This window comes from Arthrobacter sp. SD1074B (assembly GCF_056780195.1).
In genome coordinates this window covers 1,821,859-1,846,827 of the sequence record NZ_JBRAZT010000001.1, presented here as the reverse complement: position 1 = coordinate 1,846,827, position 24,969 = coordinate 1,821,859, and the positions used below count along the sequence as shown (strand labels likewise).

Here is a 24,969-nt window from a genome sequence, read left to right as displayed (position 1 = left end):
CCGGCGTCGGGCGTAAGCTCGTGCCATGGCGAGATATTTCGATGTGCACCCCGACAACCCGCAGCCGCGATCCATCACGCAGGTGGTGGACATGGTGAAGTCCGGCGGCCTGATCGCCTATCCGACTGACTCCTGCTACGCGCTCGGAGCGCAGCTTGGGAACCGGGACGCGCTGGACCGGATCCGCGCCATCCGGCACCTCGATGACAAGCACCACTTCACGCTGGTCTGCAGGGACTTCGCCCAGCTCGGGCAGTTTGTCCAGATCGACAACGACGTTTTCCGCAGCATCAAGGCGGTGACGCCGGGCAGCTACACCTTCATCCTTCCGGCCACCAAGGAGGTGCCGAAGCGGCTGCTGCACCCCAAGAAGAAGACGGTGGGTGTGCGCATCCCTGACAACAAGGTGGTCCAGGCGCTGCTGGCGGAACTCGGCGAGCCTCTGCTCTCCAGCACGCTGCTGCTCCCGGACGAGGACGAGCCGCTGACCCAGGGCTGGGAAATCAAGGAACGGCTGGACCACGTGGTGGACGCCGTGATTGATTCCGGTGACTGCGGGGCGGAGCCGACGACGGTCATCGACTTCTCCAGCGGTGTCGCCGAGGTTGTCCGCCACGGCATGGGCGACCCGTCGCGGTTTGAATAGTCCGGCTGGCGCCCCTGGGATACGATCCTGGGATGCCTCGCCTCACCGTGCCTGACGTCAGTTTCCACTCCTCCTGGCTGGAAGGTTCCGGAGAGTTCGGGCGCGCGCGCCGGGACGGCGGAGGCGCGGAGGACTGGCCCCTGGAAGACCTCAGGGACGCCGGGTCGTTCCGGCGTTTCGTGGACGCCCTTGTCAAGGACGCTTTGCGGGAGACACCGCGGAAGCCGGGTTACGTGCCCTGCACGTATTTGTGGATCGTGGAGCGGGACACGTTCCTGGGCTCACTTGCCATCAGGCACGAACTGAACGAATTCCTGCTCAATGAGGGCGGGCACATCGGCTACAGCGTGAGGCCCTCAGCCAGGCGCCGCGGCCATGCGGCGAAAGCGCTGGCTGACGCCCTTCCGATATCGCGGGAGCTGGGAATACCGCGGGTCCTCCTGACCTGCGATGAGGACAACGCCGGCTCGCGGGCGACCATCGAAAAGAACGGCGGTGTCTACGAAGACACCCGCAACGGCAAGCGGCGCTACTGGATCGAGACCGTCCAGCCGGAGCGGGGAATGGTCTAGGAGATTTCTTTCTGGGGGCGGTCGCTTTCCGGGGTTGCTGCTCCTGCTGAAGGCTTGTGACGAGCGGGAATACACGGGATGCTGGCGCCGGAGCATGGCACGCAATCGACCGCTAAAGCTCGACGCCAGAGCCTTCCCCCGCTCGAAGTCGAAGCAATTGGTAGACCAGCCAAATCGTTCCGACGATTGGCAAAAGGGGAAACGTGGGTCGGCCCGTAGCGACGAGGAATGCGAAAACGACCCAGAGAACAGCAGTGATGACAGCGATGGAAATAAGTGACTTGCGGGTGACCGGATAGGACGGCAGGACGATGCCTTCGGCCCGGAGCTGGCGGGCTTCAATCATGGCCCCACGGATCAATGGACCGAAGAGCGCAGCTAAACCAGCGGTGGCCAATAAAGTACGCCAGGGTTGCGGAACATTCGCAGCGTCCAAAACACTACCCAGCAGCACGCCTAGGACGAGGAACCACCACAGACCCCATACAACAAGTCGCCGTCGCTTCGGCGGCATGCCCTCCAGCGAATCGGCAGGCCAGGATTGCCAGTCATACTTGTTGCCACTCTTACCTTCCTCCGGGTCCATTCGCTTAGCCTAGCCTCCTGACTCACGGCAGGACCTCGGGTAGTTGGCCGGAGTGCCGCGGATCATCCCGGGCTGAGCTGCGCCTTCCTTCCTGCGCTGAACATCCAAGGGCCTCTTCTCAACCCGGTCCGGTACTCGGCCTAGCTTCCGGGCGCCAGCATCTACCGGGCCCTCCCCGGCGTCAAACGGGTTGCGACACGCCGTTCCAGCCAGGACTGCTCGAACCCTCGACGGCGGCACTCGTGTCCTACGGTAGACGTAAACCAGCGAGAGGTGACCCCTGTATGGCATGCGACGGCTGCACTACATCTTCAAAACTTGACTTCGATTTCAGCATGGCCTTCCAGCCGATCTACGACGCTGCTGCACATCGCGTATGGGGCTACGAGGCGCTGGTCAGGGGCCTGTCGGGCGAGGGTGCTTTCGAAGTTTTATCAAAGGTGTCGCCGGAGCAGAAGTACCGCTTCGACCAGGACTGCCGCGTCAAGGCCATCGAGCTGGCGTCGCGCCTGTTTCCGGCAGGTGAGGATTTGATGCTGTCGATCAACTTCATGCCGAACGCAGTTTACGAACCGGCCGCATGCCTTCGTGCGACGCTGCTCGCAGCCACGCGATGCAGTTTTCCGACGTCGTCGATCATGTTCGAGTTCACGGAGAACGAGGAGGTCTCGGACACCGCCCACCTTACGAACATCATCACCGAATACCGCAGGCATGGTTTTACCACCGCCATCGACGACTTCGGCGCCGGTCATGCGGGGCTGGGACTCCTGGTCGATTTCCAGCCGGACCTGATCAAGATCGACATGAAGCTCATCCGGGGGATCGACACCAGCCCGGCCCGCCAGGCCGTCGTCGCCGGCATCGTCGACATCGCCAAGGAGCTCAACATCACGGTGCTGGCAGAAGGTATCGAAACTGAGGCGGAGTTCCTGGCGCTGAAGGCAGCCGGCATCCGGCTGTTCCAGGGATACTGGCTGGGGAAGCCGGCATTCGAGAAGCTCCCCCAGCTAAACGCGGATGCCAGGTCCGTTCTCGGCGTCAGCGCTTTCGCGTAGCCGCAGCGGCCCCCGCCACGCCTGCCAACCGGGGTCCGGGCGGCAGGTGCCACCCGGCGGCGTCGGTCAAAAGTCAGCCCCGGGCGTTACACTTTAATTCGAACATATATTCGAAAAAGGGTGTGTTGTGGGCGTAATCATCGGGCCCCGCGTGGTAGATGCGGGCTCTTCCCTCCTGTCGGTCCTCATCTCGCCGGTGCCGGTCGCTGCCGGCTATCCGTCGCCGGCGCAGGACTACTTTGACGGCCGGATCGACCTCAACGAGCACCTGATCAAGGACATCACCAGCACCTACGTCGTCAGGGTCTCAGGGGACTCCATGGAGGGCGCCGGCATCAGCGACGGGGACGAGTTGATCGTCAACCGGGCGCTCGAGCCGCGCGACGGGTGCGTCGTCGTCGCCGTCCTCGACGGCGAGCTCACCGTCAAGCGCCTCCGCCTCACCGCCTCCGGGGTGGTCCTGCAGGCTGACAACCCGCGCTATCCGGACATCCGGGTGCCTGCCCTCTCCGACCTCGTCATTTGGGGCGTCGCCACCCGGTGCCTGCACCATGTCTAGGCCAAGGCCCGAGCCGCGGCCCGGCGGCAGTATTGCCCTCGTGGACGTGAACTGCTTTTACGCCAGCGCCGAACGGGCGTTCGACCCCTCGCTGGAGGGCAGGCCGGTGGTGGTGCTGTCCAACAACGACGGCTGCGCGGTCACCCGCTCGCCGGAAGCAAAGGCCCTGGGCATCCCCCTTGGCGAGCCCTGGTTCAAGCTCGCCCCGCGGGCCAGGGAATGGGGTCTGGTGGCCAGGTCCAGCAACTACGAGCTCTACGGAGACATCAGCGCCCGGGTGATGGAGCTCCTGGGCCGGCATTCGGCGTGGCTGGAGGTCTACAGCATCGACGAAGCCTTCCTTGGCGTCCGCGGCAGCCCGGAAGAGCTGCTGCGGCTTGGGCACGCCATGAAGACGTCGGTCCGCCGGAATGTCGGCGTTCCGGTGTGCGTCGGGATCGCCGCCACCAAGACCCTGGCGAAACTGGCCAACAAGTGGGCCAAGCACAACCCGGCGTTCGACGGCGTCTGCCACTGGGACGCCGTTCCCGCAGACCGCCAGGAGCAACTCATGGCCGGCCTGTCCGTCATCGAGCTCTGGGGCGTCTCCACGCGGCTGACCAAACGCCTGAACGGGTTGGGGATCCGGAGCGTCCTTGACTTGGCCCGGGCGGACCCGGTCACGATCAGGGACCGCTTCTCGGTGGTGCTGATGCGCACTGTCCTGGAACTGCGGGGGACGCCCTGCATCCCGCTCGAAGAGGAACGCATCGGCCGCGACCAGCTGATCTTCAGCCGGTCCTTCGCCACCCCCATCAGCACCCCGGCCGCAATGCGCCAGGTCCTCGGGATCTACGCGCAGCAGGCCAGCGCCCGGCTCGCCCGGCACGGCCTGCAGGCCAAAGTCCTGAGTGCTTTTGCCGCCACATCCCGCTACAACCCCCGGGACAGCTCCCATCCATCGGCGTGCGTTTCGCTGCCGATGCCCACCGCGGACCCGGTACTGCTGGCCAGGGCGGCTCACGCCCTGCTCCCCCGGATCGTCGACGGCGTCAACTATGCGCGGGCCGGCATCATGGTCACCGACCTGCGCCCGACAGCCGACCAGGCTCCGCTGGCCGTATTTGAGAATCCGCACGAGGAACGGGGCATCGGCCCGCTGCTGGATGAAGTCAGCCGCAAGCACGGCAGGGGTTCCATCGGCCTGGGTTACGCAGGCATCCGCGGCGGACCCGACTGGACGATGAAGCGCGACATGCTGTCCCCGCGCTACACGACCCACTGGGACGAACTCCCCGTGGTCAAGGCCGCCTGACACGCCCCAAGGCCCCACCCACGGCACGATTGTGCAAGAAATTGTGCAAGAAGAGGTCAGCGACTTCGAGCTGGACCGACCCAGCCACCGGGCCGGTGTGGACGAGCCGATGTATGTCGTGGAGTCCAGAGCTCCGTCATGCCAGACGGCGTGGAGTGGCTCCGCGACAGCCCAGCGGACATCGACCCGGGGCGGATACCCGTCAGAATGCGGCCCGGACGCGCTGGAGGAAGGAGTCCAGGATCCTTCCGGCGTTCTCCCGGAGCCTGTCGTCGGCAGCCGGGCTCTTCGGCCCCGATCCGTGCAGCCGTTCGCCGAGGAGCAGCAGCGCCGCCAGCACTTCGGAGAGCTCCGTGTTCTCCTCTGCACGCTGCCGCAGCAGCCGCAGGTGCGCGGCCTGGAGGGCCGGTCCCGGCGGGCAGGCCAGGGCGCGGTCAAAGAGACGGCGGCACCGGTCATACGCGGACAGTCCCTCCACCGGCAGGCCGGCATGTTCATACGCCGTCACCAGCACCGTCCAGGCCCGCTCGTTCAGCGGTTCCGACCGGACGGCTGAATGCGCCCAGAGAACCGCGTCGCCAGGCCGTTCGAGGAGCATCGCCGCCTCCGCGGCTGAGGTCATTGCGGCGACGCGGTCTGCGGCGTGGCGGGCGCGGGCCGCGTCTGCCCAGTCGGCGACGAGTTCGAAGCCGAGGAGAGGCTCGGCGGAGAGCTCCAGCGCTTGGACCAGGAGCGCGTATGCCTCGGCCGGCGCGGCACCGACCGCCGCGCGCAACAGGCCGTGGAAGCGCGAGAGGTCCAGGTCCACCAGCCGGGGCTCCAGGACGTATCCGCTGTTGGCCGTCCTGAGCGGCCCTGTCTTGGTTTGTCCCGGCTGGATCGCCCGCCGGATGCCGCTGACGTAGCTTTCCAGCGTGGCCACGGCTCCGTCGCTGGCATGTGACCCCCAAAGGATTTCGATGAGTCGCGCCTTTGAGACCGGCGTGCCCAGGTTCAGCAGGAGAAGCTCAAGAATATGCCGTGGCTTGCTCCCGCCCAGATCCGCGGCGGTGAGGGCCACGCCGTCGCGGCGGATCTCCAAAGGTCCGAAGAGCTGAACAGCGATGGACGGTGATACCCCCGGCGGTTTGTGCACGATGTTCTCCGATTCCCCAGGCAAGAAATACAAATCGTGTTTATTCACATCGAGTTCTTCGAAAACACCACGGTCAGAGACTGCGGGGCCGTGTCCAAAGAGCAAGACCGGGAAGAAGTGCCGAATATGGCCGGCTGACACCGTATTCCGCTGCTTCCCCCGGAGCCACGGTGACACGGCCCTTTGGGGGCGGCAAGCGCGGGAACTACCCGATTTGGCGCACGGCAAAAGTCGGGTACAGCGACCGGGAACGTCGAGTACGGTCCCGCGAAGAAATACAGGTAGCCGGGGTGTTGGCCAAGTAGGTCCCTGCGTCAACCGAGGGGCCGTCACGTAGCGTGGCAACCTCACGCGCATCGGTTGCCTACCCGTCGGAGTTCCCGCGGCCCGGTCCCTGCCCGTCCGCCTGTCTCCTCTCCGCCCGGGTGAACGGCCCCACGCCCCATTCCCCCAGCGCATCGACGGACTACGCCGCGAAACCGGCAATCCCGCTCAACGCCGGCAGATTTACCGGCGCCACGGGTGCGGAACGGGAGCAGAATTGAAGGAGGCAGCTTCACTGTTATCGCAAGGTCAAAGCGGGGAGGATGCGCTATGAACACCGGGAACGCGCGGGTCACGCTGCTGCTGGCGGCGGTCCTGCTGGGTGCCTCGGGATGTTCCCCGGGAGGCGGGACCACGGCTGCGCCGACTGCCACCGCTCCCCCGGCAAGCGCGCCCGCGACCAGGAGCATGGACATGGGTAGCGGTGCGTCCGGCACGCCCTCCGGCGGGTCTGCCCCAGCAAGTTCCGCAGCGGCGATCACGATTCGGGACTTTGCATACGGCCCGCCGCTGGTGGTCTCCGCCGGGGCCGCCGTGACCGTAACCAACATGGATGGTGCCGAGCACACGGTCACGGCCGACGACGGCCCGGCATTCGACGTCGACGTCAAGGGCAGCGGCGGCACGGCCACCTTCACGGCGCCGTCAACTCCGGGAACGTATGCCTTCCACTGCACCTTCCACCCCGGCATGCACGGAACGCTGACGGTCAAGTGAGCGCGCCGGTCCGCAGCGCCACACCCGCCCGGGCCCGGGGCTGGGACCTGGCCCTGCGGTTGCTGACGGCCGCGGCCCTGCTGGTCGACGCCGGCGTCCACCTCCATCTCGCCCCCGGCTACCAGGCCGGGTCGCCGCAGGGCATCGGCCAGGGCACCCTGTTCCTGCTCGAATCCGCGGTGGCCGGGCTGGCAGCACTGGCCGTGCTGCTGAACGGGGGCCGGACCGCCTACGCCTGCGCACTCCTCGTGGCGTTCAGCGCCTTCGCCGCCGTTGTGCTCTACCGCTACGTGGACCTGCCGGCATTCGGCCCGGTTCCGGCCATGTACGAGCCTGTCTGGTACTTCGAGAAGGCTCTCAGCGCGGTCGCGGAGGGAGCCGCCGCGGTGCTGGCCGGCTTAGGGCTGGCCGGGAGCCGAAAGCGGAACCACGGACGCCTTCATTAGCGGTCGGGCCGGTGCTACGTTGCAGTGATGGACACACCAACCGCATCAATCCCGGTGCTGGACCTGGCCGAGGCAAGAAACGAGGATGGGTCCTTCAACCCCGCTTTCATCGAGGCCCTCCGCGACGCCACCCACCGGGTGGGTTTCTTCCAGTTGGCAGGCCACGGCGCCACCGCCGCCCAAGTCGCTGAGCTTTTCGAGGTCACCCGCCGGTTCTTCGCTTTGCCGGAAGCGGAGCGGCTTGCCTTGGACAACCGCAAGTCGCCGCATTTCCGCGGTTACACGAGGCTCGGCCACGAAGTGACCCAGGGGCGGCCGGACGCCCGGGAGCAACTGGACTTCGGTCCCGACCGGCCCGCCCTGCGCGACTACCCGGCGGACCAGCCGTACTGGCTGATCCAAGGCCCCAACCTCTGGCCGGACGAGGCTCTCCCGGAGCTGCGCTCCGTCGCGACGGCCTGGGCCGAACACATGTGCCGGGTCGGCGTAGAGCTGCTGGGGGCGATAGCGGTGTCGCTGGAGCTGCCGGAAGACCACTTCGCCGCCGCCTTCGAGGGGACACCGGCGTGGATGGCGAAACTCACGCACTACGTCGGCGGCGTGGTCCGGGCGGCGGGGAACCAGGGCGTCGGCGCGCACGCCGATTACGGCTTCGTCACTCTCCTGCTGCAGGACCAGGTGGGCGGACTGGAAGTGCGGCCGCACGGCAGCGATGAGTGGATTCCCGTGGCGCCCATCGACGGGGCCTTGGTGGTGAATCTCGGCGAAATGCTGGAAGTTGCGACCCGCGGGTATCTCTCGGCGACGATCCACCGGGTCCAGGCGCCGCCGCCGGGCGTGGACCGCTACACGGTCCCGTTCTTCTGGTCGCCGCGACTGGACGCGGTGATCGAGCCGGTTCCGCTGCCGCCGGCCCTGGCAGCCCAGTCCCGCGGGCTCACGGACGATCCCGCCAACCCGATGCTCGCGTCCTACGGGGCGAACGCGCTCAAGGGCTGGCTCCGTGCCCACCCCGAGGTCGCCAGGCTGCACCACCCCGGGCTGGTCCAGTAAGACGGGCCGGACCTAGTCCTTGCTCCGGGCCCGGCTGGGCTGCACCCGCGGCGGTTCTCCCGGCATTTTCGGGAAGTCCGGGGGGAAAGGAAGCTCGCCGAGGCCCGCGGCCAGGTCCCGCTCCCACCACCCGAGCAGGGCCTCGATGGAGCCGGGGCGCGAATGCATGTCCGCCCAGGGATCCCCGGTGGCCTTGAGCCGGCCCGGGACCGTGGCCACGGTGAAGTCCTTCGGGTCCGCGGCATCAAGCTCATCCCATTCCAGCGGGCAGGACACGGTAGCGGCCGGCAGGGCGCGCGGGCTGTAGGCCCCCGCCATGGTGCGGTCACGGTTGGCCTGGTTGAAGTCGATGAAGACCCGCGTGCCGCGCTCCTCCTTCCACCAGGCGGTGGTGACCTGTTCCGGCATCCGGCGTTCGAGTTCACGCGCGGCCGCGATGACGGCGTGCCGCACCTCCAGGAACTCATGCGCGGGCTCGATCGGCGCGAAGACGTGGAGTCCGCGGTTGCCGGAGGTCTTGATGAAGGCGGTCAGCCCCGCCTCGGCCAGCACGTTGCGCAGTTCCCGGGCGGCCGGCACGGCGTCGCGGAATCCGGTGCCGGGCTGCGGGTCGAGGTCGATCCGCAGCTGGTCCGGGTTGTCCGGGTTCGCCGCCCGCGACGCCCAGGGGTGGAAGACCACCGTGTTCATCTGCACCGCCCAGACCGCTGCGGCGATCTCGTCGATCACCAACTGGGGATGGGACCGGCCGCTGGGATAGACCACGTCCACTGCCTGCACGAAGTCCGGGGCGCCCTTGGGCGGGTTCTTGGAGAAGAACTGTTCGCCGTCGACGTCGCCGGCGAACCGCTGCAGCGTGATGGGGCGTCCGCCGTTGGCGGCCAGGAACGCGTCCCCGACGGCGACCAGGTAGTGGGCAAGGTCCAGCTTGCTTAGGCCCGCTTCGGGCCAGAGCAGCCTGCTGGGACTGGAGATCCTGACGTCCCTGCTGCCGTGTGGTCCCTCGACGGAGACCGTGGTTTCTTCCCGAGCCATGAGGATCAAGCTACCCCGGGACGCTATCCAAAGAAAGGAGGCAGCGTCAGGACCGGCGGACGGTCTTGTAAATTTCAAACCAGGCCACTCCGGCGGCACCGGCGGCGACGGCCAGCCCCCAGTCCCCCGGGGCCAGCGGCCCCAGATTGAAGGCGCCGCGCAGTGCGGGAACGTTCAGCAGCACCACCAGGAACAGGGCCGCGCCGCCGACCACCCACTTCAGCGTCCGGTTCCGGCGCTCGCGGAAGGTCCGCCAGACCGGCAGCCGCCAGGACCGGTTCACCAGGATCAGCGACAGGTTGCCGATCACCAAGGTGGCGAACGAAAGCGACCGGACGACGTCGTCCGCTTTGCCGCTGCCGATGCTCCAGAGGTAGACGCCGACGACGGCCGCCAGCACGGAGAGCCCCTGGCAGGCGGCGATGGCCAGCACCCGCCGGCTGAAGAGGCCCTGGCCGGCGCGGCGCGGCGGCTGGTCCATGATCGCCGGGTCGATTTCCTCGGCTTCGAAGACCACCGAGCAGGCCGGGTCGATGATGAGTTCCAGGAACGCGATCTGGACCGGCAGCAGCACGAGCGGCCACCCGCTGACGAAGACCGGCAGCAGGGACATGCCGACGATCGGCACGTGCACCGCGATGGTGTACGCCAGGGCCTTGCGCAGGTTGTCGAAGATGCCGCGGCCCTGCCTGATGCCCCCGGCAATCGAGCTGAAGTCGTCGTCGGTAATGACCAGGTCAGCGGATTCCCGGGCCACGTCCGTGCCGCGCGCGCCCATGGCGATGCCGATGTCCGCGGCGCGGAGCGCGGGGGCGTCGTTGACCCCGTCGCCGGTCATGCCGACCACCTCGCCGTTGACCTTGAGGGCGCGGATCAGCCGAAGTTTCTGCTCCGGCACCATCCGCGCGAACACGCTGACGGTGCGGATCCGCCGGGCCAGCTCATCGTCGGTCATGGCTTCAAGCTCGGGGCCCGTGATGACGCCGGCGCCGTGGTCCAGCCCGATTTCGCGGGCGATCGCCAGCGCCGTTCCCGGGTAGTCCCCCGTGATCATCACGGTCCGGACCCCCGCCCGGGCGCAGGCCGCCACGGAGTCTGCCGCGCCGGGCCGCAGTGGATCGTGCAGGCCGACGAGGCCGAGGTACTCGAAATCGAAGTCGAACTGGCGGTCCGGCAGGCTCCCGGTCCGGTCGAAGGAGGCGCGCGCCACGGCGAGGACCCGCTGGCCGCCGGCCGTGGCCGTCTCCACGTCCGCCATCAGGACCGCGACGTGGGCCGGGTCCAGGCGGCACAGCCTGGCGATCGCCTCCGGGGCGCCCTTGGCGGCCACCACGTAGTGGCTGCCGTCCGGCGCGCGCCAGACGTGCGAGAGGGCAAGCAGGCCTTCGGAGAGCGGGTATTCCCGGACCAGTTCCCAGTCGGCGTGCAGGTGTACGGTCTCGCCAAGGTACTTGCCGCCCACCGCCTTAAAGGCCTTGTCCATCGGGTCGAAGGGGTCCACCGGGGAGGCCAGCACGCCAAACTCGGCGAGGGTGTGGAAGACCTCGGGCAGCGGCCCTTCATCGATGGTGAAGCTCTGGTTCCCCACCACCAGCTGGCGTACGGTCATGCTGTTCAGGGTCAGGGTGCCGGTCTTGTCCACGCAGATGACCGTCGCCGATCCGAGGGCCTCGATCACCGGCGCGCGCCGGGTCAGCACGTGCTTTTGCGACATCCGCCAGGCCCCCAGGGCCAGGAACACGGTCAGCACCACGGGGAACTCCTCGGGCAGCATCGCCATCGCGGTCGCGATCCCGGCCAGCAGGCCCTCCAGCCAGTTGCCGCGGGTCAGCCCGTACACCACCACGACGACGGCGGCCGCCGCCAGGCCGAAGACGGCCAGGTACCGGACCAGCCGATCGATTTCCCGCTGCAGCGGGGTGGGTTCCTGCTCGATGGACCGCAGGGCAGAGCCGATCCGGCCCAGTTCTGTCCCGGCCCCGGTTTCCTTGACCAGCGCCAGGCCGTGGCCCTTCACCACCAGGGTGCCCGAGAAGACCCAGGGCGTCGCGTCCCCGCCGGGCCTGCCCATCGTTTCCGCCGCGGTACCGGCCGCGCCCGGCGCCTTGCGCACCGGAACGGACTCACCCGTCAGCGCGGATTCGTCCGCGGAAAAGTTGCGCGCCTGAAGCAGCACCGCGTCCGCGGGCACCCGGTCGCCCTCGGCCAGCACCGCGAGGTCCCCGCGCACCACCTCGCGCCCGGGGATCCGTAGCTGGTTCCCGTCCCGGACCACGAGGGCGCGGGGCGAGGACAGGTCCCGGAGCGCCGCGAGGGCGTTCTCCGTCTTGCGCTCCTGGTAGATGGAAATGCCGATCACCACAACGACGAACGACATCAGCAGCACGCCGTCGAGCAGTTCGGCCAGCAGGAAGTTCACGGTCCCGGCGACCAGCAGCAGGAGCAGCATGGGCTGGCGGATCACGGCCCAGCTCTGCTGCAGGAGGTTGCGCGGCTTCGCCGTCGGAAGCTCATTGGGCCCGTCGGCCGCCAGCCGCCGGGCCGCCTCCGCCGCGGAGAGCCCCTCCGCGACGGCTGCGCCCGGTCCGGGGGCCATCAGAGCCAGGCGGTGCGGCGCAGCGGAGGTTCGGCGCCGCCGGCGCGCTGCACCAGCACCTGGTTGACGCCGGTGGTTCCGGCTTCGAATCCCAGCGCACTGGCGGCCATGTAAAGCCGCCATACCCTGGCCCGACCCAGGCTGCTGGCCTGCACGGCCTCGTCCCAGTGGTTTTCCAGGTTCCGCACCCAGGCCCGCAGGGTCAGCGCGTAGTGCGGGCGCAGCGCCTCGACGTCGAGCACCTCCAGTCCGCCGGCCTCCAGCGCGCCGACCATCTCGGCGAGGCTGAGCATCTCCCCGTCCGGGAAGACGTAGCGCGGAATGAACGAATCGGGATCCGGGTCGGTCGGGCCGGCATTCCAGGAAATGGCGTGGTTCAGGAGCCGGCCGCCGGGGCGCAGCAGCCCGTGCAACCTGGAGACGTAGTGGCCGATCTGTTCGCGGCCCACATGCTCGGACATCCCGATGGAGCTGATCGCGTCGAAGGGACCGTCGTCCACGTCGCGGTAGTCCTGGATCCTGATCTCGACCCGGTCCGTCAGCCCCGCTTCCGCTGCCCGTTTCCGGGCCAGTTCCGCCTGCTCGGCGGACAAGGTGACGCCCACGACGTCGGCCCCGTAGTGTTCGGCGGCGTGGATGGCGAAGCTGCCCCAGCCGCAGCCAACGTCCAACACCCGCATGCCGGGCCGGAGTCCGAGTTTGCGGCAGACCAGGTCGAGTTTGGCTTCCTGCGCGGCGTCCAGGCCCGTCTCCGGGGTTTCCCAGACCGCGCAGGAGTAGACCAGGGACGGGCCGAGGACAAGGGCGTAGAAGCTGTTGCCGACGTCGTAGTGGTGCGAGATGGCGGCGGCGTCGCGCTTCCGGGAATGCCGCCGGCCCTTGCGCGCCACCCGGGCCTCCTCCGGGGGCGGAGCAGGGTTCGGCCCCAGCGCACCGAGCCGCACCGCGGCCGCGGCCAGGGTCCCCAGTTCCCGGACCGTGGGCCGCCGGAACGGCCCGGGCTCGGCGAACTTCCCCGCCGAGCTGAGCGCGGCGAAGCTGGCGAAAATGTCCCCCGGCGCCTCAATTTCGCCAGCGACGTAGGCCCGGCTGAGTCCCAGCTGGCCGGGCGAGAAGAGGATCCGCCGCAGCGCGCGGCGCGAGTGGAAGACCAGCAGCGGGGCGCCTTCCGGTCCGGCCTCCGAGCCGTCCCAGGCGCGCAGCCGGAGCGGGATGTCCTTGGTACCGAGCACAATGGCCAGTGCCCCGGCCAGCCGCGAGGCGGCTCCAACAGTGGTTGACATGCTAACTTTTCCTCTCAGCCGGTGGCTTGCCCCAGCCCCAATCTATTGGCAACGGGTGCGCCGGAACAGGGGCCGGACGTCCCGGGCGCAACGTTTCGGCGGCGCACGGCGGGCCTTCTAGTGATCCCCGCGACAGCTGGTTAGGGTGGCTGACATGTCTGAGGCATCTTCCGCTGAGCTCCCGCTGGCCATCGACGTCGGCGGCACGGCAGTTTCCGGGGTTTACGCCCGGCCGGCGAGCCCCGCCGCGACTCTCGTGGTCGCCCACGGGGCAGGCGCCGGGATGGAGCACCCGTTCCTGCGCGGTTTCACCGCGGCCCTGAACGACGCCGGCGTCGCAACGCTGCGGTTCAACTTCCCCTACCGCGAGGCGGGCCGGAAGTTCCCGGACCGGCCGCCGGTGGCCATCGCTGCCTGGCGGGCGGCGATGGCCGCGGCCGCGGCCCGTTCTCAGGGCGAACCGCTCTGGGCCGCCGGGAAGTCCTTCGGCGGACGGATGGCGTCCATGGCGGTGGCGGAGGGCATGCCCGCGGCGGGCCTGGTGTACCTCGGTTATCCCCTGCATCCGCCGGGCAAGCCGGAGAAGCTGCGGGACGAGCATCTCTACAGCCTCACCGTGCCGATGCTGTTCCTGCAGGGCACCAGGGACACGTTCGCCACCGGCGGGCTGCTGGAGGCCGTAGTGGCGCGCATCGGCCCCGCCGCGACGCTGCAGTGGTGTGAGGGCGGCGACCACTCCTTCGCCGTGGCCGGGAAGAAGCGGGCACCGGAAGACATCGGGGCCGGCCTCGCGGCGGCCGTGGCGGAATTCATCAGGCTGCACAGCGCGGACCGGCCCGCCGACATCGCCCGGTCGAAGGATCCCCGGTGACGGGGCGGCGCACCGGCCCGGCGGCAGCACTGGCGGACGACGGCGTCCCGGCCTGGTGGGAGCGGCTGGGGCTGCCGGGGCTGATCGACATCCACACGCATTTCCTCCCCGAGCGGATGCTGCGGCGGGTCTGGGCGCATTTCGATGCGGCCGGGCCGCTGGTGGGCAGGCCGTGGCCGATCACCTACCGTACGGACCAGGACAGCAGGCTGGCCCGGCTCCGGGCACTGGGGGTCCGCCGCTTCACCGCGCTCACCTACGCGCACCGGCCCGGGATGGCGGCCGATCTGACCGACTTTGCCCTGGACCTCGCCGCGGCCGAGCCGGACTGCGTCCCCAGCGCCACGTTCTACCCCGAGGAGGGCGTGCTGGGGCACGTCGAGTCGGCCCTCGACCGGGGCGCGCGGGTCTTCAAGGTCCACGCCCAGGTAGGCGGCTTCGACCTGCGCGAGCCGGTCCTGGACCCGGTGTGGGGCCTCCTTGCGGATGCGGCCGTTCCCGTGGTGGTGCATGTGGGCAGCGGCCCGGTACCGAGGGCGGGGTTCACCGGACCGGACAAGCTCGCGGGTGTGCTGCGCCGGCATCCGGGGCTCACCGCCGTCGTCGCGCATCTGGGCACGCCGGAGTACGGCGAGTTCCTGGCCCTGGCCGAGAAGTACCCGAGGGTCCATCTGGACACCACCATGGCGTTCACCGATTTCTTCGAAGACGTCGCCCCGTTCCCCGCCGGGTTGTTGCCCAGGCTGGTGGAGTTTGCGGACCGGATTGTGCTCGGCAGCGACTTCCCCAATATCCCCTACCCCTACGCGCACCAGCTTGAGTCGCTCGAACGGCTCCGCGACAAGGACCCCCGGCTCGACGACGACTGGCTGCGCGCGGTCTGCTGGTTCAACGGCGAACGGCTCGTGGGACGCTGAGCCGGCCGCGCCAATCGCTGGGGGTGGTTCCCATAACGCCGCCCAGGCTGAATGATGGTGCCCATGAGCAAACCATACGAAGCGTCCCGCCGCGTCGAATCCGACAACCCCGAAGCAGTGGTTACAGCCGTCCGTGAGGCCACCAGCGAACTCCGCGACGAGCTCCAGCGGGACGGGATCGAGGTCAGCTTCCAGGACCTGGCCCTGCTGGGCCATTCGGAATCCTGGGACGGCGAGGGCCAGCGTTGGGTCCACGTCGCCTGGGAGGGCGCGGAGGCCGGGTAGCGCCCACCCCGTGGGCCGCCGCGTCCCGCCGTCCGGCCTTCACATCCGGCTCTTGAGCTTGGCCGTCGGCGGGGCGGTCCACGGATCCTCCGGCCAGGGATGCTTCGGGTAGCGGCCGCGCATCTCCGCCCGGACCTGGGCGTAAGGCCCTGACCAGAACGAAGCCAGGTCATCCGTCACGGCCAGCGGCCGCCTGGCCGGCGACAGCAGATGGAACAGCACCGGAACCCTGCCGCCCACCAGCCGCGGCGTCTGGTCCCAGCCGAAGCACTCCTGCAGCTTGACCGCGACCACCGGCCGGCCGTCACCGTCCCCCGCCTCGGGATAGTCGATCCGGACGCGCGTGCCGCTCGGCACCTCCAGCGCCTCCGGAGCCAGCTCCCCCAGCCGGGCCGCGTCCGGCCAGGGCAGGAGCCGCCGGAGCGGTTCGGCCAGGCCGATTCCGCTGGTCGGGGCACCGGCGGCCAGGGCCTCGAGTTCCGGCGCCAGCCACTCGTCCAGCCGGGCCAGCAGGGCGGGCTCGGACATATCCGGCCAGGGTTCGCCCAGTTCGCGGTGCAGCAGGGCGAGGCGCCGGCGCAGGGCGTCCGCCGCCGCCGACCAGCCGATCGTCGCCAGCCCGGATTGCGCCAAGGCACGGGCCACCGCGGCGCGGCCCTCCGCCGGGGACGGCCGCACCGGCGTCGTGGAGAGCACGATCGCACCGAGCCGGCGTTCCCGGCGCGCGGTGACCCGCCCCTGGCCGAAGGCCGCCTCCACTGTGTCGCTGAGCAGATGCTGCGCGGCGGCCTCTGCGGCGTCCGCCGACAGCGGGGCAGCTGAACGGATGACGGCACCGGTGCCCGCCGCGTCCCGCCCTTCGGCGCGCGACACCTCCGCGACGGCCAGCCACTCGTGGCCGGCCAGGCGGCTGCCGGCCGGGAGCCCGGCCCGGGTGCCGGAGGACAGCAAGTACCGTTCCCCCGGTCCCGGGACCCGGCGCGCCACCCGGTCCGGGAAGGCGAGGGCGACGACGAATCCGATGCCTTCCGTGCCGGCTGCGGCTCCCCCTGGCGCTGGCGGCGGGGACGCTTCGCGGCCGGACCGGGCCTGACGCGCGATCGCCCCCATCCGCCGGACGTCGTCGGCCCAGCGCCGGGACCCCGGATCTGTGCCGGACCGCAGGGCGCTCAGGAGTCCGGGCAGGTCGGCGCCGGGGGCGCGCTGTCCGCCAGCGACGACGGCGACGGCCTCCGCCGCAGTGCGGGGCCCGACGGCGGCCGCGCCGTCCAACAGGGCGCGGGCCAGGCGCGGATCTGCCGGGACCCGGGCCAGCGTCTTGCCGAGCGCCGTTGCGAGGCCGTCCGGTCCCACGGCGCCGAGTTCGCGCAGCACTTCGACGGCCTCATCCATCGCCGCCCGGGGCGGCGCGTCCGGCAGGGCCAGTCCGCGGCCGCCCGGCGAGCCCCAGCAGGCCAGCACCAGGGCCGCGCCGGTGAGGTCGGCGACGGTGATCTCCGGGGTCTGGTGTGCCGGGGCGGCGCCGAAGCTCTTCTGGTCATAGCAGCGCACCACCCGTCCCGGGCCCAGGCGGGCGGCCCGTCCGGCGCGCTGATCGGCTGAGGCCCGGGAACAGGACACGGTCACGAGGCCGGTCATGCCGCGCCCTGCGTCCCGCCGCGGCTCGCGGGAGAGGCCGGAATCGACCACCAGCCGGACGCCCGGGACGGTCAGGGAGGACTCGGCGAGCGCCGTTGAGACGATGATCCGTGCGCGTTCGCCGGGGCCGCGTCCGGAGACGGCCCGGTCCTGCATGGCCGGGCCGACCTGGCCGTGCAGTTCCAGCACCTCGGCCCCCGTCCGGCCGCGCAACCGGACCGCAACGTCCGAGACCTCCCGGGCTCCCGGAAGGAAGACCAGCGCATCGATGTCCTCCCCGGCGGCAAGCGCTGCGGTATGGGCGTCCGCGGCCGTGTCCGCCACATGGTCCAGGAAGGCGCGGGTCACGCCCCGGGCGTCCAGGCGCGGGACCGCCGCGGGCGTCCATTGGACCTCGAGCGGGTACAGCGCGGAAGGGCAGCCGACGACGGGAGCCGTGCCGCCGCCGTCGTGCGCGGTCTGCCCGGGCTGCGTCTGCACCGCAGTCTCCCCCCGCGCGTCCCCGAGCAGGGCGGCAAACCGGGGGGCGTCCAGGGTGGCTGACATGGCGACCAGGGTGAGGTCGCCGCGGAGCTGGCGGACCTCGGCGAGCATACCGAGGAGCAGGTCGGTCTCCAGCCCCCGTTCGTGGACTTCATCGAGCACCACTGCGCCGGTGCCCTCCAGCCCGGGATCGGCCAGCAGGCGGCGCAGCAGGATGCCGGGCGTCACGAATTCCACCCAGGTGCCGGGCCCGGCCTGGCGGTCGCCGCGCACCGTGTATCCCACGCGGGCGCCCAGCGGGCTGCCGTCCAGGGCGGCCAGGCGCCGGGCCGCGGACCGCGCGGCGACGCGGCGCGGCTGCGTCACCACAATGCGCGGGGTCTGCCCGGCGGCCCGCTGCAGGGCCAGATTGGCCAGCAGCGGGGGCACCAGCGTGGTCTTGCCCGTGCCCGGCGGCGCCTCGACCACCGCGGCACCGGCCGGACCCTCCGCGCGCAGCGCCGCCGCGAGCCGGTCCAGCGAGCCTGCGAAGACCAGGCCGGCCCCGACGGAGGCGAGATCGAACGGCCGGGGGTCCGGGGTCTGCGGGGTCGGCGAAAAAGTCACCTCTCCATTGTCCCCCGCCGCTCGTGCCGGCGGTCCTGTCCGCCCCGCCATGGCCTTGCCCGGCCCGCCGCGGCGTGGGGGCCGCGGAAACTACGGAAGACTGGGACTTCCCAATCACAAAGGTGGAACCCCCTTGATCAATCTCCAGCAGGACGCCGAAGGCTTCATCCGGATGCACCGGCATTTCCCCGCGAGCACGCCCATCACCATCACCTTCGCCGACGGTTCCACCGAAGAAGTCACCGGCCGGCAGCTGAACGCCGCCTACGACGACGCGCTCGCCGAGTACCGGGCGCAGAACCACCTGGACGCCAAAGGCTTTTCCCGCGCGCCCAAGAAGCGGGTCGACCCGGGTAACAAGATCGAATTCGTGCGCGTCCACCCCGGCATGGCCGGCTAGCTGCACTGCCCAGGGAGGGAGCCCTGCCAGTACCTGTACCAGCAGGCACTCCCTCCCCGCCGCAACAGGCACTTGAATGGAACCATGAGCCCGCCGCCCGGCGCTGGAGCACTCCCTTCCGGACCGGTGACGAAAAGCTGGACCAGAAACAAGTGTCCAGCTGCGGAACAATCCGGGCCGGCAGGCTGTTGGCTCATACTGTGGCCCGGCCGGCATGCCGTCCGGGCACCGCGCCATCGTGGGCCAACAGGTTCCGAGACGCCCCCAAGCCCCCGGAACCTCCTCCTCTCCCCCGCGACCGCGACTTTCGAACCGACCCTTACTGGAGAAGAATGCTTACCGTAAACGCTTACGCCGCCCCGTCCGCCACCGAGGACCTCGTCCCCACCACCATCGAGCGCCGCGACGTCGGCCCGCACGACGTCCTGATCGAGATCAAGTTCGCCGGGATCTGCCACTCCGACATCCACACGGTCCGCGGCGACTGGGGACCGCAGTCCTACCCGCTCGCCCCCGGCCACGAGATCGCCGGCATCGTCACCGAGGTCGGCTCGGCCGTCACCAAGCACGTCGTTGGTGACCGCGTCGGCGTCGGCTGCATGGTGAATTCCTGCGGCGAGTGCGCCAACTGCCAGGCCGGCGAGGAACAGTACTGCCTCAAGGGCAACACCGGCACCTACGGCGCCGTGGACCGCGACGGCACCATCACCCAGGGCGGCTACTCCACCCACGTCGTCGTCACCGAAGACTTCGTGGTGCGGATCCCCGAGGGCATCGAGCTCGACGTCGCCGCACCGTTGCTGTGCGCCGGCATCACCACCTACTCGCCGCTGCGCCACTGGAACGCCGGCCCCGGCAAGAAGGTCGCCGTCGTCGGGCTCGGCGGCCTCGGCCACATGGCTGTCAAGATCGCCCACGCCATGGGCGCCGAGGTCACGGTCCTCTCCCAGTCGCTCAAGAAGCAGGAAGACGGCCTGCGCCTCGGCGCGGACCACTACTTCGCCACGAGCGACGAAAACACCTTCACCGAGCTCGCCGGGACGTTCGACCTGATCATCAACACGGTCAGCGCCTCAATCGACATCAGCTCATACCTGCAGCTGCTGCGCCTCGACGGAACCATGGTCAACGTGGGCGCACCGGCCGAGCCGCTGCCGGTGAACGCGTTTGCCCTGATCGGCGGCCGGCGCTCCTTCGCCGGCTCGATGATCGGCGGCATCCGCCAGACGCAGGAAATGCTGGACTTCTGCGCCGAGCACCACCTGGGCGCCGAAATCGAGGTCATCCCGGCCGAGAAGATCAACGAGGCGTACGAGCGTGTGCTGGCCTCTGACGTCCGGTACCGGTTCGTGATCGATACCGCGACCCTGGTCTAGCCTCCGCGACTGCCGTTCCGCGCGGCGGATGCGGACGGACGACACGCAAACGGCCCGGCGCTACGGGGATCCCCGTAGCGCCGGGCCGTTTCCGTATCCCGGGACCGAAACCGCCGCGGAATCCGTCGCCACCCCTTGCCCGGGTATGGCTTTGGGAGGAGGATTCGGTTGATCCCCGGTGACCCCGGGCGGAAAGGAACTGTTCACCTTCGGCACGCCTTCCGGACGCCTGGATATCACCATCCGGAAACGCCGGCGCAACACGGCGGGTGCAAGCTGGCTGGAAGGGACGCCAGAAGGTGTCGTCGCTGCAAGAGAGAGCAGGGTTGTTATGAATCCCTTGATCATCCTGACCGCAGTCACCGGCCCTGACGACGGCGGCCGTCCGGGCACCGCCATCCGGCCCATCCAAGCCGCTGACGTCGCCGAGCTCTCCGTGATGTACCGGGACTCCTACGCCGACAGCCTGCCGCAACCTCCCGACCGCGCCGACAGCTGGATCGACACCCTGCTCGGCGGGGCCAGGGGCCGGCACCTTCCGGAAGCCTCCGCGGTCAAAGCGGCCCCGGACGGACAGCTGGCGGCCGCCATCATCGTCACGGAGCCCGCTCCGGGCAGTGAAGGCGACTGGGACAGCGAGATCGCTGAACTGTTCACCCACCCCGACCACCGCCGCCAGGGGCTGGCCGAGGAACTGCTGGGCCATTGCCTGCACGTGCTGCACGCCCTGGGCCGGAAACGGGTCGCAGTCACCGTGGACAGCGGAAATTCGGCCGCGCTGGCCCTCTACCTGTCCAGGGACTTCCGCCGGCTGCCTGACGACGGCGACTGAGCGCGTCGGCGGGTCCCTTCCCGCCCTGCGTCGCCGGTGCTAGCTTGTCCGGATGGACGTCCTCGACTGGCTGCTCGACTCCGATCCCGCGATCCGCTGGCAGGTCCTGCGTGACCTCACGGACGCGCCGCCGGAAGAGGTGGCCGCCGAACGTGTCCGGGTCGCAGAGCAGGGGTGGGGCGCCCGCCTGCTCGGGCTGCAGGCCGACGACGGGCAGTGGGACGGCGGCACGTACTTCCCGGCGCCATTCGATGAATCCGAGCCGGGCCAGCCCTGGACCGCGACTACCTACAGCCTGCTGCTGCTCCGCGAGTTCGGGCTCGACCCCGGCAGCGAGGCAGCGCGCAACGCCGTCGCGCGTGTCCGGCAGAAGAGCCGCTGGGAGGAAGCCGGCCAGCCGTTCTTCGAGGGCGAAGTGGAGCCCTGCATCAATGGGATGACCGTCGCGCTCGGTGCCTACTTCGGCGAGGACGTCGATGGCGTCGTGGCGCGGCTGCTGGGGGAACAGCTCGACGACGGCGGCTGGAACTGTGAGGCGGAACGCGGGTCCACGCGATCCTCGTTCGACACCACCATCAACGTCCTGGAAGGGCTTCTGGAGTACGGGCATGCAACCGGCGGCACTCCCGAGGTCACCGCGGCGCGGCGGCGCGGCGAGGAATATCTGCTCGAACGCGGCCTCCTCCGCCGCAAGAGCACCGGCGGGTTGATCGACCCGGCGTGGCTGCAGTTCTCCCACCCGGTCCGTTGGCACTACGACGTGCTCCGCGGCCTGGACTACTTCCGGGCCGCCGGGGCTGCCGTGGATGAGCGGACGGCCGAGGCAGTGGGCGTGGTGCGGTCCAAGCGGCAACCCGACGGGACCTGGCACCTGGAGAACAGCCATCCGGGGCGGATCCACTTCCCGCTGGACGAGGGTGACGACCGCCCGAGCCGCTGGAACACCCTGCGGGCCATGCGAGTCCTGGACTGGGCCGAACGCTCCTAAGGTGTTTGTAACTTCGATGGAATTATGGCTAAATTTGGGTGTAGGCATCGGAGTTTTTTGGGGGAAGCATGAACAAGGCGCAACGACGCGCTCATATGGAACCGCCCTGCCCGGCGTGCGGTTCACGGGTGGTTCCGATCTGGAAAGACGTACGTCCCGTGGCGGCGCGCCAGCCGGACTGGCAGGTCAGCGCCAGGCAGTGCAGCAGCCAGGGCTGCAGCATGAACGATCCACAGAACTGGTAAAACCTTCCGCACGGACGCCTCGGCGAAGAAGCTGCGGGGACGAAGGGCTGGAGGCCGCATGAGCGTTCTGAGTGCCGGCCTGCTGCTGTACCGGCGGGGTCCGCAGTCGCGGCTGGAAGTCTGGATCGGACACATGGGCGGGCCGTTCTGGGCGCGGAAGGATGCCGCGGCCTGGTCCATCCCCAAGGGCGAATACACCGAGGACGAAGACGCCCTGGCGGCCGCGCGCCGCGAGTTCGCGGAGGAAATCGGCACCGCCCCGCCCGACGTCGATTACTTCCCGCTGGGCAGCTTCCGGCAGGCCTCGGGCAAGATTGTCACCGTCTTCGCCGCCGAATGTGACTTCCGGCCGGAAAGGATCGTGAGCAACACCTTCTCGCTGGAGTGGCCAAGGGGATCGGGCATCGTCCGCAGCTACCCGGAGATCGACGACGCCGCGTGGTTCCGCGAGTCCGAGGCCCGCACGAAGCTGGTGCGCGGCCAGCTTCCGGTCCTGGACGCGCTCCTGGCGCACCTGCGGGAGGCAGGCTAGCCGCGGCCGCCAGCCACCGGTGTGACAGGATGCTGCATTGAATGTCACAATGGGCGCGGGTAGTGTGACAGAAACTGTCAGTTCACACGACGCTAGCCCGGGAGCAGCCATGCAACATGTAGGACGTCGACTGTCCGCCGTCACCGCGGCACTGGCCCTGAGCGTGGCGGGCGGCGCCGTCGCCGGCCCCGCCTCCGCGGCACCGCGCGAGACTGAAAAGACCGCGACGGCCATCGGCCACGGCGGCGCGGTGAGCACGGTGGACCCGGAGGCCTCGGCCGCCGCGATCGAGGTGCTCCGCAAGGGCGGCAACGCGGCAGACGCCGCCGTCGCCGCAGCCGCGACCCTGGGCGTGACCGAGCCGTACAGCGCCGGCATCGGCGGCGGCGGCTACTTCGTCTACTACGACGCAAAGACCGGCAAGGTCGGCACGGTCGACGGACGCGAGACTGCTCCCGCCGGGATGCCGCACGATGCGTTCATTGACCCGGCGACGGGCCAGCCCTACCGCTTCACCCCCGAGCTCGTAACCAGCGGCGTCGCCGTCGGCGTCCCTGGCACCCCCGCCACCTGGGAACGGGCACTCGAGCGCTGGGGCAGCCTGGGCCTTAGCGAGGCCCTCAAACCGGCCATCAAGGTGGCCACCCGAGGCTTCGTCGTGGACGGAACGTTCCGGCAGCAGACCCTCGACAACAAGGCCCGCTTCGCCGCATTCCCCGCGACCAGCAGCCTGTACCTGCCCGGCGGGGACGCTCCCGTCGTCGGCAGCATTTTCCAAAACCACGACCTGGCCGCGACGTACCGGCTCCTCGCGAAGCAGGGCACGCGCGGCTTCTACAGCGGGCCGCTCGCTGCGGAAATCGCGGCCACCGTCCAGGCTCCGGCGAAGGCCGCCGGCACCAAGCTGCCCGTCCCGGCCGGATTCATGACAACGGCGGATCTCGCCGCCTACCGTGCGCTGGACCAGGATCCCACCCACGTGGACTACCGCGGCCTGGACGTCTACGGCATGGCGCCCTCAAGCAGCGGCGGCACCACTGTCGGCGAGGCGCTGAACATCCTGGACCCGTCCAATCTCTCCGGGATGTCCCGGGCTGGCGCCCTGCACCACTACCTGGAAGCCAGTGCCCTGGCGTTCGCCGACCGCGGCAAGTACGTCGGCGATCCGGCGCAGGTCGACGTGCCAACGGCCGCACTCACCGACCCGCTCTTCGGCAAGGAACGCGCCTGCCGGATCGACCCGCAGCACGCCGCGGCCAAGCCGGTCGCACCGGGAAATGTGTCAGCATACGATGGCGTGTGCCCGGCCGCCGCAGTGGCACCCGCCGACGAGAAGGACACCGAGAACATCTCGACGACGAATCTGACGGTCGCGGACAAGTGGGGCAACGTGGCTGAGTACACCCTCACGATCGAGCAGACCGGCGGATCCGGCATGGTGGTGCCCGGCCGCGGGTTCCTGCTCAACAACGAAATGACCGACTTCTCCACCGTGTACGACCCCAAGGATCCGAACCGGATCGAGCCGGGGAAGCGTCCGCGCTCCTCGATGGCGCCAACCATCATCCTGAAAGACGGGGCGCCGTTCCTCGCGCTCGGCTCCCCCGGCGGATCGACCATCATTACTACAGTGCTGCAGACCATCCTGAACCGGGTGGATCTAGGCATGACGATCTCCGAGGCGATTGCGGCACCGCGTGCGTCCCAGCGGAACACGGCCAAGGTCACGGCCGAGCCGTCGTTCATCGCCGCGTACGGCACCGGGCTGGCGCCGTACGGCCATCAGTTCACACCGTCCGGGGATGCGTTCACCTCGGCGGCGGAGATCGGCGCGGCAACCGCGATCGAGTTCGGTCCGGGCGGGCGCCTGGTCGCGGCCGCCGAGCCGGTCCGGCGCGGCGGCGGTTCGGCCATGGTGCTCAACCGGTCGCGGTAACGGCGCCTTTCACGTATGCGGCCTGTCCCGCGTGCTGGAGGCAATCGGCGAGAATGCTGACCAGCCGCACCCCGAGCGTGACCGGCGGCTTCCAGCGGGTGTCCACGACGCGGTCGAGCTCCTCGTCGCTGAGGGATTCCAGGAACCCGACAGTCTGCCGGTGGACGGCGTCGTAATAGTCCCGCAGCAACTCAGGCGGAGCCTGTACCGCGTCGACCTGCTCGGACGTGTGCCCGTAGCCGGTGTCCTGGACGGGCAGTGACAGACCAAAACGTCCGGCGAAGCCCTGCGACGTCCACACCTGCTCCAAGCCGGCGGCGGGGGCGATCTGGGCGTCCTCCCCGCGGCTGAGGTGCCAGACCAGCCACGCAATCGGGTTTGCCTGGTCCGCCACCCGCCGGACCAGCAGCTCCGGGTCTATGTCTTCTAGGGTGGCGGCCACGATCTCGTGGATCCTGCCAAACCCGTCAAGCAGCAGTTCGTTGGCCTTCATGGCAGTCCCCTCCCGGCGCACTTTCGCTGAGCCCCCATGCTGGCACGGCCGGAACCGGTTGCG

At 69.6% G+C, this 24,969-nt stretch carries 25 protein-coding genes; 18 read left to right on the top strand and 7 right to left on the bottom strand.

What is annotated here, in order from left to right; translation table 11 throughout:
* Positions 1-25: 25 nt before the first annotated feature.
* Positions 26-646: an L-threonylcarbamoyladenylate synthase gene (locus tag ACUYM2_RS08575; protein ID WP_481599691.1), complete on the top strand. Its 621-nt coding sequence runs from the start codon at positions 26-28 to the stop codon at positions 644-646.
* Positions 647-678: 32 nt separating this feature from the next.
* A complete protein-coding gene (locus ACUYM2_RS08570; protein WP_481599690.1) occupies positions 679-1,218 on the top strand; it encodes a GNAT family N-acetyltransferase in 540 nt (179 codons plus the stop codon).
* Positions 1,219-1,330: 112 nt separating this feature from the next.
* On the opposite strand, the gene ACUYM2_RS08565 is transcribed toward ACUYM2_RS08570, so the two are convergent.
* Complete coding sequence (locus tag ACUYM2_RS08565) at positions 1,331-1,804, bottom strand: hypothetical protein (RefSeq protein WP_481599689.1); 474 nt, start codon at positions 1,802-1,804, stop codon at positions 1,331-1,333.
* Between the two features lie 335 nt (positions 1,805-2,139).
* Here ACUYM2_RS08565 and ACUYM2_RS08560 point away from each other — a divergent pair, with 335 nt between their 5' ends.
* The 3 genes from ACUYM2_RS08560 to ACUYM2_RS08550 all read left to right on the top strand — a co-directional run bounded on the left by ACUYM2_RS08560 (position 2,140) and on the right by ACUYM2_RS08550 (position 4,715).
* Positions 2,140-2,862 (top strand): EAL domain-containing protein, encoded by a 723-nt coding sequence (locus tag ACUYM2_RS08560; RefSeq protein WP_481599688.1) that lies wholly within the window; start codon positions 2,140-2,142, stop codon positions 2,860-2,862.
* Positions 2,863-2,989: 127 nt separating this feature from the next.
* Positions 2,990-3,421, top strand: a complete 432-nt coding sequence (locus tag ACUYM2_RS08555) for a LexA family protein (RefSeq protein ID WP_481599687.1) — start codon at positions 2,990-2,992, stop codon at positions 3,419-3,421.
* The gene (locus tag ACUYM2_RS08550) at positions 3,414-4,715 is read left to right on the top strand and encodes a Y-family DNA polymerase (RefSeq protein WP_481599686.1); all 1,302 of its coding nucleotides are present in this window, start codon (positions 3,414-3,416) and stop codon (positions 4,713-4,715) included. The genes ACUYM2_RS08555 and ACUYM2_RS08550 overlap by 8 nt, the downstream gene beginning before the upstream one ends.
* 202 nt (positions 4,716-4,917) lie before the next feature.
* Here the strand turns inward: ACUYM2_RS08550 and ACUYM2_RS08545 are convergent, their stop codons facing one another.
* On the bottom strand, positions 4,918-5,850 hold the full coding sequence (locus tag ACUYM2_RS08545) for an AfsR/SARP family transcriptional regulator (RefSeq protein WP_481599685.1): 933 nt from the start codon (positions 5,848-5,850) through the stop codon (positions 4,918-4,920).
* 594 nt (positions 5,851-6,444) lie between these two features.
* Here ACUYM2_RS08545 and ACUYM2_RS08540 point away from each other — a divergent pair.
* The 3 genes from ACUYM2_RS08540 to ACUYM2_RS08530 are packed head-to-tail and all read left to right on the top strand — an operon-like array spanning position 6,445 to position 8,390.
* On the top strand, positions 6,445-6,891 hold the full coding sequence (locus tag ACUYM2_RS08540) for a cupredoxin domain-containing protein (RefSeq protein ID WP_481599684.1): 447 nt from the start codon (positions 6,445-6,447) through the stop codon (positions 6,889-6,891).
* The gene (locus ACUYM2_RS08535; RefSeq protein ID WP_481599683.1) at positions 6,888-7,337 is read left to right on the top strand and encodes a hypothetical protein; all 450 of its coding nucleotides are present in this window, start codon (positions 6,888-6,890) and stop codon (positions 7,335-7,337) included. The genes ACUYM2_RS08540 and ACUYM2_RS08535 overlap by 4 nt, the downstream gene beginning before the upstream one ends.
* Before the next feature lie 27 nt (positions 7,338-7,364).
* Positions 7,365-8,390, top strand: a complete 1,026-nt coding sequence (locus ACUYM2_RS08530; RefSeq protein ID WP_481599682.1) for an isopenicillin N synthase family dioxygenase — start codon at positions 7,365-7,367, stop codon at positions 8,388-8,390.
* 12 nt (positions 8,391-8,402) lie between these two features.
* Here the strand turns inward: ACUYM2_RS08530 and ligD are convergent, their stop codons facing one another.
* From ligD to ACUYM2_RS08515, 3 genes are read right to left on the bottom strand one after another with little or no spacing between them, the layout of a single operon-like run.
* Positions 8,403-9,425, bottom strand: coding sequence for a non-homologous end-joining DNA ligase (ligD, locus tag ACUYM2_RS08525; RefSeq protein ID WP_481599681.1), 1,023 nt, complete (start codon positions 9,423-9,425; stop codon positions 8,403-8,405).
* A 46-nt stretch (positions 9,426-9,471) separates the two neighbouring features.
* On the bottom strand, positions 9,472-12,021 hold the full coding sequence (locus ACUYM2_RS08520) for a cation-translocating P-type ATPase (protein ID WP_481599680.1): 2,550 nt from the start codon (positions 12,019-12,021) through the stop codon (positions 9,472-9,474).
* Positions 12,021-13,304, bottom strand: coding sequence for a class I SAM-dependent methyltransferase (locus ACUYM2_RS08515; RefSeq protein ID WP_481599679.1), 1,284 nt, complete (start codon positions 13,302-13,304; stop codon positions 12,021-12,023). The genes ACUYM2_RS08520 and ACUYM2_RS08515 overlap by 1 nt, the downstream gene beginning before the upstream one ends.
* A gap of 154 nt (positions 13,305-13,458) precedes the next feature.
* On the opposite strand from ACUYM2_RS08515, the gene ACUYM2_RS08510 reads away from it, so the two are divergent.
* From ACUYM2_RS08510 to ACUYM2_RS08500, 3 genes are all read left to right on the top strand, one after another.
* A complete protein-coding gene (locus tag ACUYM2_RS08510; RefSeq protein ID WP_481599678.1) occupies positions 13,459-14,175 on the top strand; it encodes an alpha/beta hydrolase family protein in 717 nt (238 codons plus the stop codon).
* Positions 14,172-15,092, top strand: a complete 921-nt coding sequence (locus tag ACUYM2_RS08505; RefSeq protein WP_481599677.1) for an amidohydrolase family protein — start codon at positions 14,172-14,174, stop codon at positions 15,090-15,092. Before ACUYM2_RS08510 ends, ACUYM2_RS08505 begins: the two co-directional genes overlap by 4 nt.
* Positions 15,093-15,155: 63 nt before the next feature.
* The gene (locus tag ACUYM2_RS08500) at positions 15,156-15,377 is read left to right on the top strand and encodes a hypothetical protein (RefSeq protein ID WP_481599676.1); all 222 of its coding nucleotides are present in this window, start codon (positions 15,156-15,158) and stop codon (positions 15,375-15,377) included.
* Between the two features lie 39 nt (positions 15,378-15,416).
* Here ACUYM2_RS08500 and hrpB read toward each other — a convergent pair whose 3' ends face one another.
* Positions 15,417-18,104, bottom strand: a complete 2,688-nt coding sequence (hrpB, locus tag ACUYM2_RS08495) for an ATP-dependent helicase HrpB (protein ID WP_481599675.1) — start codon at positions 18,102-18,104, stop codon at positions 15,417-15,419.
* Positions 18,105-18,237: 133 nt separating this feature from the next.
* On the opposite strand from hrpB, the gene ACUYM2_RS08490 reads away from it, so the two are divergent.
* The 7 genes from ACUYM2_RS08490 (at position 18,238) to ggt (ending at position 24,413) form a co-directional block, all read left to right on the top strand.
* Positions 18,238-18,504 carry a hypothetical protein gene (locus ACUYM2_RS08490; protein WP_481599674.1) on the top strand — a complete coding sequence of 89 codons (267 nt, stop codon included), beginning with the start codon at positions 18,238-18,240 and terminating at the stop codon, positions 18,502-18,504.
* A gap of 332 nt (positions 18,505-18,836) precedes the next feature.
* Entirely contained in the window at positions 18,837-19,880 is a 1,044-nt protein-coding gene (locus ACUYM2_RS08485; protein ID WP_481599673.1) for an NAD(P)-dependent alcohol dehydrogenase, read from the top strand.
* Positions 19,881-20,211: 331 nt separating this feature from the next.
* Complete coding sequence (locus ACUYM2_RS08480; RefSeq protein ID WP_481599672.1) at positions 20,212-20,712, top strand: N-acetyltransferase family protein; 501 nt, start codon at positions 20,212-20,214, stop codon at positions 20,710-20,712.
* Positions 20,713-20,764: 52 nt separating this feature from the next.
* Positions 20,765-21,700, top strand: a complete 936-nt coding sequence (locus ACUYM2_RS08475) for a prenyltransferase/squalene oxidase repeat-containing protein (RefSeq protein ID WP_481599671.1) — start codon at positions 20,765-20,767, stop codon at positions 21,698-21,700.
* A gap of 68 nt (positions 21,701-21,768) precedes the next feature.
* Positions 21,769-21,945: a DUF7340 domain-containing protein gene (locus ACUYM2_RS08470; protein WP_476916680.1), complete on the top strand. Its 177-nt coding sequence runs from the start codon at positions 21,769-21,771 to the stop codon at positions 21,943-21,945.
* Between the two features lie 58 nt (positions 21,946-22,003).
* The gene (locus ACUYM2_RS08465) at positions 22,004-22,477 is read left to right on the top strand and encodes an NUDIX hydrolase (RefSeq protein ID WP_481599670.1); all 474 of its coding nucleotides are present in this window, start codon (positions 22,004-22,006) and stop codon (positions 22,475-22,477) included.
* Positions 22,478-22,586: 109 nt separating this feature from the next.
* Positions 22,587-24,413, top strand: coding sequence for a gamma-glutamyltransferase (gene ggt / locus ACUYM2_RS08460; protein ID WP_481599669.1), 1,827 nt, complete (start codon positions 22,587-22,589; stop codon positions 24,411-24,413).
* Here ggt and ACUYM2_RS08455 read toward each other — a convergent pair.
* Positions 24,397-24,906, bottom strand: a complete 510-nt coding sequence (locus ACUYM2_RS08455; protein ID WP_481599668.1) for a mycothiol transferase — start codon at positions 24,904-24,906, stop codon at positions 24,397-24,399. The genes ggt and ACUYM2_RS08455 overlap by 17 nt on opposite strands.
* Between the last annotated feature and the right edge of the window lie 63 nt (positions 24,907-24,969).

What these genes read in the sequence shown, in the direction of transcription:
- ACUYM2_RS08575 (WP_481599691.1), top strand. Translation starts at nt 26, where the DNA reads ATGGCGAGATATTTCGATGTGCACCCCGACAACCCGCAGCCGCGATCC.
- ACUYM2_RS08570 (WP_481599690.1), top strand. Translation starts at nt 679, where the DNA reads ATGCCTCGCCTCACCGTGCCTGACGTCAGTTTCCACTCCTCCTGGCTG.
- ACUYM2_RS08565 (WP_481599689.1), bottom strand. Translation starts at nt 1,804, where the DNA reads ATGGACCCGGAGGAAGGTAAGAGTGGCAACAAGTATGACTGGCAATCC.
- ACUYM2_RS08560 (WP_481599688.1), top strand. Translation starts at nt 2,140, where the DNA reads ATGGCCTTCCAGCCGATCTACGACGCTGCTGCACATCGCGTATGGGGC.
- ACUYM2_RS08550 (WP_481599686.1), top strand. Translation starts at nt 3,414, where the DNA reads ATGTCTAGGCCAAGGCCCGAGCCGCGGCCCGGCGGCAGTATTGCCCTC.
- ACUYM2_RS08540 (WP_481599684.1), top strand. Translation starts at nt 6,445, where the DNA reads ATGAACACCGGGAACGCGCGGGTCACGCTGCTGCTGGCGGCGGTCCTG.
- ACUYM2_RS08530 (WP_481599682.1), top strand. Translation starts at nt 7,365, where the DNA reads ATGGACACACCAACCGCATCAATCCCGGTGCTGGACCTGGCCGAGGCA.
- ligD (WP_481599681.1), bottom strand. Translation starts at nt 9,425, where the DNA reads ATGGCTCGGGAAGAAACCACGGTCTCCGTCGAGGGACCACACGGCAGC.
- ACUYM2_RS08520 (WP_481599680.1), bottom strand. Translation starts at nt 12,021, where the DNA reads ATGGCCCCCGGACCGGGCGCAGCCGTCGCGGAGGGGCTCTCCGCGGCG.
- ACUYM2_RS08515 (WP_481599679.1), bottom strand. Translation starts at nt 13,304, where the DNA reads ATGTCAACCACTGTTGGAGCCGCCTCGCGGCTGGCCGGGGCACTGGCC.
- ACUYM2_RS08510 (WP_481599678.1), top strand. Translation starts at nt 13,459, where the DNA reads ATGTCTGAGGCATCTTCCGCTGAGCTCCCGCTGGCCATCGACGTCGGC.
- ACUYM2_RS08500 (WP_481599676.1), top strand. Translation starts at nt 15,156, where the DNA reads ATGAGCAAACCATACGAAGCGTCCCGCCGCGTCGAATCCGACAACCCC.
- ACUYM2_RS08485 (WP_481599673.1), top strand. Translation starts at nt 18,837, where the DNA reads ATGCTTACCGTAAACGCTTACGCCGCCCCGTCCGCCACCGAGGACCTC.
- ACUYM2_RS08480 (WP_481599672.1), top strand. Translation starts at nt 20,212, where the DNA reads ATGAATCCCTTGATCATCCTGACCGCAGTCACCGGCCCTGACGACGGC.
- ACUYM2_RS08475 (WP_481599671.1), top strand. Translation starts at nt 20,765, where the DNA reads ATGGACGTCCTCGACTGGCTGCTCGACTCCGATCCCGCGATCCGCTGG.
- ACUYM2_RS08470 (WP_476916680.1), top strand. Translation starts at nt 21,769, where the DNA reads ATGAACAAGGCGCAACGACGCGCTCATATGGAACCGCCCTGCCCGGCG.
- ACUYM2_RS08465 (WP_481599670.1), top strand. Translation starts at nt 22,004, where the DNA reads ATGAGCGTTCTGAGTGCCGGCCTGCTGCTGTACCGGCGGGGTCCGCAG.
- ggt (WP_481599669.1), top strand. Translation starts at nt 22,587, where the DNA reads ATGCAACATGTAGGACGTCGACTGTCCGCCGTCACCGCGGCACTGGCC.
- ACUYM2_RS08455 (WP_481599668.1), bottom strand. Translation starts at nt 24,906, where the DNA reads ATGAAGGCCAACGAACTGCTGCTTGACGGGTTTGGCAGGATCCACGAG.